The organism is Microbulbifer mixtoriginis (SeqCode) (genome assembly GCF_052467705.1).
Genome location: NZ_CP174322.1, coordinates 2,344,897 through 2,356,618, shown reverse-complemented (window position 1 = coordinate 2,356,618; position 11,722 = coordinate 2,344,897). Strand labels below are relative to the sequence as shown.

General features: G+C 39.0%; 10 protein-coding genes. 1 reads left to right on the top strand and 9 read right to left on the bottom strand.

Annotated elements, in window-relative coordinates; translation table 11 throughout:
* Positions 1-83 precede the first annotated feature (83 nt).
* Together ACJJIB_RS10495 and ACJJIB_RS10490 are read right to left on the bottom strand one after the other, a co-directional pair.
* On the bottom strand, positions 84-1,187 hold the full coding sequence (locus ACJJIB_RS10495; protein ID WP_444888842.1) for a nucleotidyltransferase family protein: 1,104 nt from the start codon (positions 1,185-1,187) through the stop codon (positions 84-86).
* Position 1,188: 1 nt separating this feature from the next.
* On the bottom strand, positions 1,189-1,797 hold the full coding sequence (locus tag ACJJIB_RS10490) for a Cap15 family cyclic dinucleotide receptor domain-containing protein (RefSeq protein WP_444888841.1): 609 nt from the start codon (positions 1,795-1,797) through the stop codon (positions 1,189-1,191).
* Between the two features lie 660 nt (positions 1,798-2,457).
* Between ACJJIB_RS10490 and csrA the strand changes: the two genes are divergently transcribed.
* Positions 2,458-2,646, top strand: a complete 189-nt coding sequence (gene csrA, locus ACJJIB_RS10485) for a carbon storage regulator CsrA (protein ID WP_282932586.1) — start codon at positions 2,458-2,460, stop codon at positions 2,644-2,646.
* Positions 2,647-3,283: 637 nt separating this feature from the next.
* Here csrA and ACJJIB_RS10480 read toward each other — a convergent pair.
* From ACJJIB_RS10480 to ACJJIB_RS10450, 7 genes are all read right to left on the bottom strand, one after another.
* Entirely contained in the window at positions 3,284-5,074 is a 1,791-nt protein-coding gene (locus ACJJIB_RS10480; RefSeq protein ID WP_444888840.1) for an ATP-binding protein, read from the bottom strand.
* Positions 5,067-6,278 carry a hypothetical protein gene (locus ACJJIB_RS10475; protein WP_444888839.1) on the bottom strand — a complete coding sequence of 404 codons (1,212 nt, stop codon included), beginning with the start codon at positions 6,276-6,278 and terminating at the stop codon, positions 5,067-5,069. The genes ACJJIB_RS10480 and ACJJIB_RS10475 overlap by 8 nt, the downstream gene beginning before the upstream one ends.
* 689 nt (positions 6,279-6,967) lie before the next feature.
* Positions 6,968-7,807, bottom strand: coding sequence for a hypothetical protein (locus tag ACJJIB_RS10470; protein ID WP_444888838.1), 840 nt, complete (start codon positions 7,805-7,807; stop codon positions 6,968-6,970).
* A 938-nt stretch (positions 7,808-8,745) separates the two neighbouring features.
* Positions 8,746-9,069, bottom strand: coding sequence for a hypothetical protein (locus ACJJIB_RS10465; protein ID WP_444888837.1), 324 nt, complete (start codon positions 9,067-9,069; stop codon positions 8,746-8,748).
* Positions 9,070-9,633: 564 nt separating this feature from the next.
* Positions 9,634-10,149, bottom strand: coding sequence for a YcxB family protein (locus ACJJIB_RS10460; protein WP_444888836.1), 516 nt, complete (start codon positions 10,147-10,149; stop codon positions 9,634-9,636).
* Positions 10,150-10,629: 480 nt separating this feature from the next.
* The gene (locus ACJJIB_RS10455) at positions 10,630-10,839 is read right to left on the bottom strand and encodes a hypothetical protein (protein ID WP_143731643.1); all 210 of its coding nucleotides are present in this window, start codon (positions 10,837-10,839) and stop codon (positions 10,630-10,632) included.
* The gene (locus tag ACJJIB_RS10450; protein WP_143731642.1) at positions 10,839-11,354 is read right to left on the bottom strand and encodes a hypothetical protein; all 516 of its coding nucleotides are present in this window, start codon (positions 11,352-11,354) and stop codon (positions 10,839-10,841) included. Before ACJJIB_RS10450 ends, ACJJIB_RS10455 begins: the two co-directional genes overlap by 1 nt.
* Between the last annotated feature and the right edge of the window lie 368 nt (positions 11,355-11,722).

The following is an 11,722-nucleotide window of genomic DNA, read 5'->3' as shown; positions in this document are numbered from 1 at the left end:
ATACAACGATAACTCCTTTAGTATTTGAGAAATATACTTAGAGAGTTGCCCAATTAGACTTGACCACTACATTTCTTACAAACTCAAATATACACCGGTCTAGTGTTTAAGTGCTTCCTACCCACACTTTCATTTAGCCCCGGGGCAATGTCTTGTAATAGATCTTTATAGACAGAGTTTATCTCTAGAGTCAGCGCCATAGCACCTGCTTGCCGCTCCATATTATCCAAAATAAGACGGCTACCATCTGGAGTTAGAAACTGCTTACCTAATTCACAATCATTTGAGCAAATTTCAATCATAAAATCATTAACCCTCCCCAACAAACCTAGATCGTAGTAACTTGGCATACTAAGGTGACGATCCATATGATAAGCCAAACTAGCAATATCATAACTGCTAAGGTTTTTTAGAAACTTAACTCTACTTGAGGATGCATCTGCCTTTATATTTTTTAGTAGCCTACAAACTTTTTTGAGATTACCTGAATAAATTCTATCTCTTTGGTTAATTTGGTGAATATGCTTGAACGGCCAATTCCCAAAAGTCTCTCGTTTATCTTTATTGTATATTCTTACTTCTCTGTCTTTAATTTCATTACTATGTTGATAATCCAAAGTGTCATGCCAGTGTGACGGTACAATGTCAATCTTTCGCTGTAATGAACCGCCTTCCATTGCAATAGACTTTGCACCTGTTACGTCAACATAAACAGCTGGAAAATAACTTTTTAATATACGCTCTGACTGAATTCTAAGCTCATGCATCCTTGTAATCATCGATATACCCTCGCTAGAAGGTGTATACGATTTATGAGACGCAGTAGGTCGCTCCCATGTTAGATAGCTATGTATCAGCAACACATCCACATCACTTGCACCCTTAATATGGATATCTAATGGAACTGACCCTTGAAATTCATGAAAGGAATTGATTCCATTTTGTTTCAAGCTTTGCTTAAGAGAGCTAGCTACTCTATCTCCCTCCTCAAAGCAAATTTCAGTATATCGTTGATTTACGGGCTGCATTGAGCCAAGTACATATTTTATTACACTGCTCTCATTTAATATGGAATAACTTTCTTGAATCGATTGAGGTACCCCTCCATCAAGCGCATGTGCTTTCTGTAAAAGCTGAGGCAAGGAGCGCCTTGAGTTCAAGTTACCTAGCTTAGTATCATAATTCATATTATTTCCCTTGATCTCTCTTTAGCTCCATATTTCCCCGAGTTCGTCGGCCATGAGAATTGAAATAGGTCCCATTCGCCACCCCTGATTTCAAATCAAAGACAAGCTCACAAAAACCTCTGTGAAAGCTCAAATCATGCTCTTGTTCAAGATTTGGTTGATTACTATAGCTATAAGAGAGCTGCCATGATTCATCAGGCAGTTTTGAAGCCGTTGCTGTATAGCTATAGCTTTGGCTTTGGGATGTCGTTAGCTGAATAGAAATTTCATTCCATGTTTGAAAAATGTTTAACTGTGCATCCCATTCATACCCGATGCTTCCAGAATCAGTTATAGTTTTTCCTTTCACAGACCATTGACCTGAAAAATTTGGAATAGAAAGCAACTTTCCAACAAATTCCAATTTCCAAACTAAATGATCAAATAGTTTATCTAGAGCCAAATAGATTAAGCTAGACGTAATGACGAATGAGCCAATAAACTGTAAATCTGTAAGCTCTGAAAGCCCAACTATTGCGTTACCTAAAATTGGGCTTGCAACAAAAGAAACAATACCTAAGAACCTTCCAACAACCTGCCTTTTGTGGTCAAAAACTGCATAAGGATGCACTGATCGTCTCATTAAACAATGATTCTTTTTATAAATTCATAATGCAAGGTGCAACCCTAGGCACCAACCAATTATAAAGTATAACCCGCCAAACCTATCGAAGAAAGCAAGAGATAACACCAAATACCAAACACTTAGAAAACAACCGAGGAAATTGAACTTCCAATGCAATTACTCAACAAAATAAAGGCGTTCAAATTGCCCTACTGGAATTAATAAAGTTTTATTCAGTATCAAGACTAAGTAAAATCGGCTGATATCAATTAGTAAGGTGGCTACATTAATACAAGTTCCACTTAACCCTATCACCAACAAAATTTCTAAAACCCGACCAATAGGAGAAGGGTACGTGATGTAAGAGTAAAGAAAGGGCGCTGACCCAAGGTGCTGCAACACCAGGGGCCAGCTAACCAAATTGATAACCTTAGTATCAAGATGGCTATATGCATAGTACGCTAGAGACCCGCTCGTCTTCAATAAAATGGAGCACAATCAGCAGCTTGGAGCGACTCCCCAAGCTCTGGGAGCCTAGCGCCCGCCTTTTCCTATTCTGCGCCCACCGCCCCCGCGCCCCACCCCACTCTACCTCCAGGCATCACTTCCCAAGCTTCCACACCAAGGAATGCCCACCCACAGGTTAAGTATCGCTAGGAAACAAACATGCTGATCCTAAAGCGCCGAACCGGCGAGAATCTAAGAATTGGAACGAATGTCTCGATCACAGTGCTGGAAGTGAAGGGAAATCAAGTAAAGATAGGCATCCGCGCCCCCAAATCCCTCCCCGTCCATCGTGAAGAGATCTATGTGCGCATCGAGAGAGAACGAAAAATAAGCAACGGAAGGCGTTGAGGAAAGGTTCTCCAAGGAAGGAGGCTACAGTCCGACATTCCCTCCAGCAGTCAAACTTTATCACGCTGTAAAATATCAAGCTTCACATATCGCTCTAACATTCGCATTTTTGACTTGCCGGAAGTACTGTGGAAAACCTATCAGAAAAATACACTTCCATTTGTTTGAAACAGAATTTTACGTAATTTTCCATACACAAAACGAGGCTAATTTAGATCCTCTTTCTCTTCTATTTTAGTGACTTGTTATGCTTACCCGGTTGTATCAAAAAGGGGGAACCCAAAATATTTAGAGATGAATACAGTAGTCGTATTTCTTTCAAATCTGGACTTTCGATCTTGCAAGATTAAAAATAGTCCCATACTCTCGAATCAATCTTGCCTCTATGCCAATTCTCTAACAGTTCAACTATGCCAATGACAGAGCAAACTTAAGAACTATCATTTTCACACTTGTAAAGCACACTTAAACCAGAGCTAAAACGCCTTATAATAATTTGCACCCCATGACATAAGACATCTAATATCTTGCTCAGACACCCACCTTTAGAAGTGTTTTTTAAAAAGGGATTTACTATCAGCATACAAAAGAGACCTAGTTAAATATACATTTTCATAAAACTGTTAGGTACATCAACCTAACCTTCATTTCTCCATCGTTCTACTATTTTATCAAATGTAATTTCTTTCCAACTTTCAGCCCATTCCTTATAAGTATTGATACTTGCAGATTTAGGCTCAGGGTTTGGCTTTGGCAGCTGGACTAAACTTGGAATAATTACAGCATCACCAACGATAAATGCCTCACCCTGATTGAGCGATGGCAACAAATCTATCAGACTATTTGAGCTATCAGGTAACAAAGCTTTGATATAATTCTGATCTACCCTATTTGTAAGTCGCATTGCGATAAAATTATTGCACTGAGAGAATATCGTTTCTGACACCTCTGAGGGGCGCTGACTCACAACCATTAGACTTAGACCATATTTACGCCCTTCTTTTGCAATTCTTTCAATCGACTTCTTAGAAGCCTTAAATTCGGTACCGCCTGATTTTGGTATATAGTTATGCGCTTCCTCACATATAACCAGAAAAGGAATATCGTTGGTTTGATTTTCAGCATGTCTAATTTTCGAATAATGAAAAGCAAAATCAAACATTAACCGAGATATAAGACTTACAGTTATACTCAAAACTTCGAACGGTATACCACTCAAGTCAACAACAGTAACATTTGACTTATCGATATATCCTAAAAACTGTTTAATTATTACACCAAAATCCTTTGTTTTAAACGCTGTACCATCTCCTTTAATCGGCTTAAGCAAAAAGGTCAACCTCTTGTCATTTAACTTGGTCTCTAAACGTGAAATAAATCGATCAAACTCACCATTAAAGCCACCATCCTTAGAAACCTTTGCCTCAAGCACCTTATGTTTCGCATTCCCTGTTGATGATACAAAGTCAATCTTCTGCCATAGACGCTCTTCATTAAACTCGATTTCTTCATCAAGGGTTGCAAAATACTTTTGTGAGTTTTTTTCATAGACAGTTAAATTATTCTTGTTGCAAATATAGTTATAAACTTCTTCTATACTAAAAAATACAGGAGAGTCATATGTGACTTTATCTAAACCAGGATTATGCTTTTCTTTATTTAAAATAACTGCCTGTTTAAACTGGGACACTTGATTGTGTGAGTTTTTCTCATTACTCTCAATGAAAACAGACTCCAACTCTTCAGCATTCATGAGCCAATAAGGGAGCCTTATGTTATCAACATCGAGTTTATTGAGGCTAAATTTCTCGCTATCATCAACAGTGAAGGCTGAAGAATATTCTGAGTGAACATCAAAAATTATAACATGCGAATTTTTTTGGTTATCCATGTTGGAATTTTTTGCATCAACGATGCCGACTGCATTTTGAATCAGGCTAGAAACAACACATGACTTACCAGAGCCAGTAGATCCTACCACCCCGATATGTTTGCCAAAAAATCTATCACCATTGATGCAAAATGGCACGGTAGGGTTGCCTGACAGACTACCAACCTCAAACCCAAAATCACCTTCACCTGAAAATATGATGGAAAGGTCTTCCGTACCAAAGGTATGCGCAATCTCCGTAGGGACTGGTAACACCTGAATTCCTCTTTTGAACTCAAGGATACCGTCATTATTTATTAGAGCGCCGATTGGCGACGCCTCTATTACAAAGCTCCACTCAACAGCACCATCTTTCTCTGCATTCTGCGCCGTTAAGTTATTTATAATCGCAACAGCATAATTATGATTACCATCTTCAATTTTAAGAAATTTTCCAACTTGTAAATTTACCTTGTTCTCTTCAAGCGTCTTAAGGTCACCAACTCTAACTGATATCTTGTCTGAAGAGCTTGACAATACGTGTCCCACTTTACTCATAACTATTCCTTATCCCTATAACATACTCCAATTCACTAAAGCTACTTGTACCTACTTGGTAGAAATTCACATCAGTCAACTCAATATTATTTGGGGTCTCACTACTAACCAAGTACAAGTCGTCACCTTTTCGATGATTTATTGCCTCTTGCTCAGATTTCATCGCTAGCAATCTAAAGTCGAACTCACGCTCTTCAATCTTATTATTGACAATTTTTTGTATGGGATCTTTGTAAAAATAATCCGCTTCGAAAGTGTTTCCAACCAGTCCAGTATTTGCCTTTATTCCTTTTTTAAATAGTCGAGATTCAATATTTCTTACAGCCTCAAAATCATCATTAACAATAAATGTTGGCACCTTTTGATGGCTAGGCTTTGAATAATATTTATTGATATAATTCCCCAAAAACACAACGACCTTTTCTTCGTAATCACCGATTTCATTTTTATTAATATAAAAATATCTGTCTCGACTATTTTGAGAGAAAGAACTAGAGAGCTGCTGCTTGATATGCTTGAGTATTTCACCCCGATTTCTTAGTGCCAGCGTCCATTTAGATATTGCTGTATATGTCGCATTTGAGAGGTACTTATATAAATCAGACTTAGTTATCTGCCTATCTATTCCACACTTAACACTCGACAATTTAGCGATTTTTGCTATCGAATTTGGGTACAATAACGTATTAACATCACTGCCTTGGATTCCTAACAATTCCAGACCAGCCTTCACATCACTTTCTATTTCATCCAATGAAGGGCCGAAAATAATCCTTATGCCACTTAAGAATTCATCCTTATCAATTTTTTCTGAGATCCTAGATGCGATTTTGGATAGAGATTTATCTCTAGTAGCCAGAGCAGAATTTAGCACTGAAAGATCAATATCCCTCTCCCCATAATCTTCGTTCGGCACGTAAATAAAAATTGTGTATTTAATCTTTGCCGCTGGATTCTTATCAAACGCTTCAGCCATTTGGAGCAGAGGCTTGAATATCAGGCTTGGCATGAATTTCTCTTTAGACTCATGGTATTTGCATTGAATCGCTTTCAACTCTCCACCTGCAGACAGAATATCAACGTCTTCAACCATACCCTCGACAGTAATTACATCCTCATCATCCGCCTTAACTATCTCAAGAATAGTTTTATTAAATTGATATAAAAATCCCTTAATCGTGCTATCGGCAACTCTATCCGACATTAGGTATTACATCCTTTTTGCTTGTTGCATCGTCAGAACCAGCTCGGCACCCAACAATTAACTTAAAAGATCTATCTATATATCACGCTTCTCGAGAATCCCAAAGCTTGGAAGCTCAACACACAAAAAAATGCAGAAGTTTATGAAGCTGCCTTTAGCTAAACTTATGCTCAAAGAATGCTGCAGGACTCCATTTCTCCAATCCATACTTTTGTTGTTCTATATTATTTAACAAAGCTTTATGAATCACAGTGTTATAGGTTCCTCAAGATAGGAGAAGTCGTTCTTAAAGTCAGATATACAAAGCAAGACATAATTGCCAAAACCACCTTAACTTACATCTTGCAGCAATTTGGATAGGAGCCTACTCACAGCTTGAGTATCAGCAGATACGTAATCATATAGATCCTAAAGCGCGAACAGATGAAAACCAAGTAATTGGCACGAATATCTCAATAACGATATTGGAAGTAAAAGTTAATAGAGCAAAGGTCGGCACCCACGCGCCACCCCCCTCTCACTCTAATCATGGAGATGATCTATCTGGGCATCAAAAGAGAACAACAAGTAAGCAATGGAGAGGAGGCAGATTTTCCAAGGAAGAAGGCTCCAATCTAATGCACCCTCCATCAGACAAGGATCAAACTTTGATTATCGAACTAAAGCTTCAATTAGCAGTATGCTTACTGTCAAGATTTGAGTGACTTGCTATACGAAACCAATTCCATTTCTGGAACACTATTATTCGTTTCTTCCTCAGCTACTTCAATTACCTTTATCATCGCCACAAGTAGCACAAGGGTGCCAAATATCCCAATCAGAAATCCTAATCCAACTTTTTCCAATTGTTTCTTAATCAATTTTTCTTTCTCTGGGAGTGATTTTCTAAGAGCAAAATCAAAAAAATGTCCTAATAACACAACTAAAACCCCTAACACCAATACCCCCACGGTATAAAGCAAAACTACTGCCACCCCATAAAATAGATTGTCTTTAGTAAGCTCTTCCTTGCTGACTATTTTATCAACACCTTTGATATCACCAATAATAATTGGCTTTTCATACTCCTCACCATTGAACACTACTTGGACTTTAAATCCTTCATCTCTCTCAAGAATATCAAAAGAAAAATTAACATTTCTCCCTTCAAACTGAACCTCAGGTCTAACAATATTTTCTCTTGTAGACTCAGATATAAAAGCATCAATCACTTCATGACCTTCAGGGAATTGAAATCCAAGAGGATCAAGAATATCTTCCTCCTCGATAGCCATACTGCCTTTATTCCAAAAGGCCAACTCTTGTACATATACATTACCTACAAGTGCTTTTTCACCTTCATCTGTAATCTGACTCATTTTATACTTGGAGGACTTTACGTCGGAGCGAGTAGCATATATTTGTAAGCCTTTAGTAGGCAAAAATGCAGGCTCACGCTCTTTTTTATTTGCTAAGTGAAAAAATATTGCCAGGCCAATACTGAGAACGGCCAAGGTGGTACTTAATATATTCCACAAATTAATTTTCAAGATTAATCCTTTATACTTATCAAATATTAATCACACTAAATTTAGCTAACTTAACAAATTGCTTCACTGAAAAGGTAGTGTGGCGCTTCTACAAAAGGCAGATACAACCAGTAAACACTTCCTTTTAGCTTGCCTCTCAAATACGAGGATGCAGTTTATGTCCGGATGTCTGCAAAATATAATTGTAACCCTCTAAGACTCACATCTGAAGAGAAAAATTTAACTAAACATTATGAGCCAGCTAATCAAATGTATAAGCATTAAAAAATATGGTATGTTTCGATAGTTTGAATCTACAGGCAACTTTAGATACCCACCAAGTGAAGTGGCGAAAAACAATTATGGACACCCACCAAATAAAATGGCAAACAGAGAAGAAGTCAGATTAGAAAATTGACATTAGTCCTACAAAAATGATTTAAATTCAACAGGTTATAATGAAATACCAACCCAGGAAGACTCCCCCGATCCTTCCCTATCCTGTACCGCTACAGCCGTTCCACACCCGCAAAGCTTCACTTGCCAAACTATCCCAACAAGGAATACCCACCCACGGCTTGCATACCATTAGGAAACAAATAGGTTGACCATAAAGCACCGAACCGGCGACAGCCTTCAAACTAGAACAAACGTCCTAGTTGCTGTATTGGAAGTGAAAAGCAGGCATCCACGCACCCAAATCACTCTCAGCCCATCATAAAGGGATCCATGTGCGTATCGAAAGGAAGGCATTGGGAGCAGATTCTCAAGGGAAGGAGCCCACAATAGAACCCCTATCTTTTTCTAGACCATCCTCTATCAGATAGGGATGTATCAAGTTCTGAAAATGGTACTAACGTCACCATCAGTCGAAGCTTACTTTGTGGATTTTTCGTATGAAGATAGGAACGTAGCGATCGTGTAAAATATATACAAAGCTCTGCCTGATTATACATTTACTAATGCTCTTCAATAGGATATTGGCTGGCACCGTGGTTACCTATATTTGGAGCACTATTTTTAAATTGAAACAACTCTTCTCTAGAGCCCTTTTCCGCATACAAACTGACCGTAAACCTGCTTGCGTACTCACATGAGCGAAGATCGACCTCCGTGCCGGCTGCGATGCTAATACCTTGAGCCGTGACATCCTGACTCAAAACATAAACGGAGGGGCTAGAACAGAGCAGGTCATAACTTGGAGAATTTGCCCACCAACCCAGGAAAAAGCCCGTGGTGACCAGTGCCGTTGACATTAACAAACCTTTAAGAACATTTTTCACGATCTATCTCGATTAATTATATAACTCTCACAGAGAGGCGAAGTGTCCAGAGCATCATACTTCCTCATGATAAATGTTGACATTCGCGAGACAATATCAAGGACAAAAAACTCTGGACACCCAGTAAATAGAGTACCTGGCAGAGCAATAGCAACCAGGTTAGAAAATTGGCATAGAAAATATATAAAAAGATGTAACTTCAACGAGCTATAGTTAAACACCGACTCGGGATGACTGGCAACCACACTTCCGTATTCTGCCCCATGGCGATCGTTCCCCACCCGCAAAGCACCCTCACCAAACGCCTCCAATAGGGATACCCACCCACGTCTTAAGAATCAGCAGGAAGCAAGCATGTCTCAGAATTAAATGGGTCAAGCATCTCTACCCTACCTGAAAATTCAGAAGCAAATATTTCTAACCTTTCATGCGGGCACAGATATCCTAAACTATTATTCGGCTCATAATCTATACTTCTTCACATGATCAGTTGTTAGCCGGCAAATAGTATTTTTCTTAAAAAGGCCAGATACCACATTCTGGCCTAAATGTATCTTGGGTGTATTATGTATGCATTTTTAATGTATCTAAAAGATCATCTTTAAAATCAATTTGCTCTAATGATTCAGCTGTAAAAATCAAAGCTAGTGCTTGATCCAAAAAAACATAAACTGCCCCATTAACTTCCTCTACCTGCTCAACCACTGCCCAACTATAGAAACTATGGCCATGTTGACAAGTTTCTTTAATACCCTCTGGAGTAATCTCATACTCTTTAGAGCCTAATATTATTCCATCTTTATTTGGTGTAAAACACTCGCCTATTTTTACAGCCAACAACCTACTAAGAGCAACATAAAAAAGAAACGCAAGTGATATAACCATAACTAACATGAACGGACGCAGCTCAATTTTCCCACTCTCAAACTGAACACAAGACATAAAAACTAAACCGATAGCCAACCAGACAACTAGGTTCTTAAGAATCGATATCCATGTATGAGATTTCAAACGACTACATACCACATAATCACAATAATTATTATAGTCAGCTTTAGAGGTTACTACTTTAAATTTCAAACGAATCTCCACAATCTACATCATATATAAAGGTCAATCTACCTTAAGCCTAAGCGTAAATTCTTTTGGACACACAGCGAAAGCTAATCACATCACTACACTTCTACTCCCTGAGGCGCTTTTCTGCCTTAATAAATCTTCTGAACGTATATACCATTACGGCAATATAAAGGGCAATTACTATCGCCATAGCAGAAATATCATAGACATTTATCACCCAGCTTTCTGGGTGTTGATCTCCTTGCACCAATAGCGTAGTAGTTAGAAATGACACTAACAGCAGCAGTATAAATACAGCGGTTATCAATAGAAGTTTGCATGCCAGGAGTATAAATCTCTTCATGAAACAAAAACCTAGGTTAGGCAGTTGAAGGCAGATGCAACCTGTACCTATATTTGTCTAAATAATTAGCTCAATACGACCTCCCTACATAAGGGAGGCCTTAACTACTTTAACCTTTTTACTTTATGTCCCGATCTTCAGACTGAGGTTAAAGTGGGGCCCCTATTCTCCCACTCGTCAATCATTCTATCGGTCAGCGCCCTCAAACGCCCCATGTATAGAATATCTTCTTGAAGCTCTTCAGCTTCTTCATCATCACATTCATTAATATCAACATCACATAATTTTTCTTCGTAGCAAGCAAGGGCTTCTCGTATATAGTTCAAATCTTTGTAGTTATAAGACATCACTTAACTCTCATATATTTTTTTAAGGCGGCAAGCTTTTCAAAATACTCGGAAACAGGCATGTCGATTTCCGCTTCAATCGAGTAGTGGGTATTGCCTTCTGCATCGGGAAACATATCTTTTGCAATAATCAACCCTGGTTCCAATCTCGCATCTTTGGTAATTATCCACCAAGCATCCTTTCCCTCTCTAAATGGAACTTTGCTACTGATACCATCGAAAAGTGATACCCCACCCGATTTAGCCAAAATATACGGCTCTGAAGAGCCTGGCATCCGGTAGGTTACGATATCGTTTCGCTTGGGCCTTTCTTCACCCGTTCTGTTGTTTTTCACCATCATTGGCCGATGGTCCTCACGATACCTAACCTTATCGATCTGCGGATTATCAAGCTTTCCTTTCCTAAGCACCACATCCACATCAAATCTCTTCATATAGACTTGATTGGCACGCTTGTGTAGTTTTGCGTGCCCTATGGCATCATCCCGTGTAAAGCTCAAAACATTTAGACCCATTGACTCACTCCATAAGTTTCAATCCGATGTTGGTAAGCGATATTACTTCAATGCTTAACGACGAGCCACAGCCAACCGCAAACCCGATCCCTATTGCCATTAGAGTCATAGCGAATCCAATTAGGTAACTCAGTAGCTTGAAGCGAACCCCCAATTACCAATTGACTAGCCCCCCGCCTTTTACTGATCACGTCCACAACCCCAAACCGATGAAAATCTACAAGCTGGTACATACGTCTCAGCAATAGTGCTGGAAGTGAAAGGAAATGGCATCCGCGCCCCCAAATCCCTCCCCGCCTATCGTGAAAAGATCTATACGCGTATCAAAGTAAAACAAAAAGTAGGCACTGAAAGGCAGTGGGAGCAGA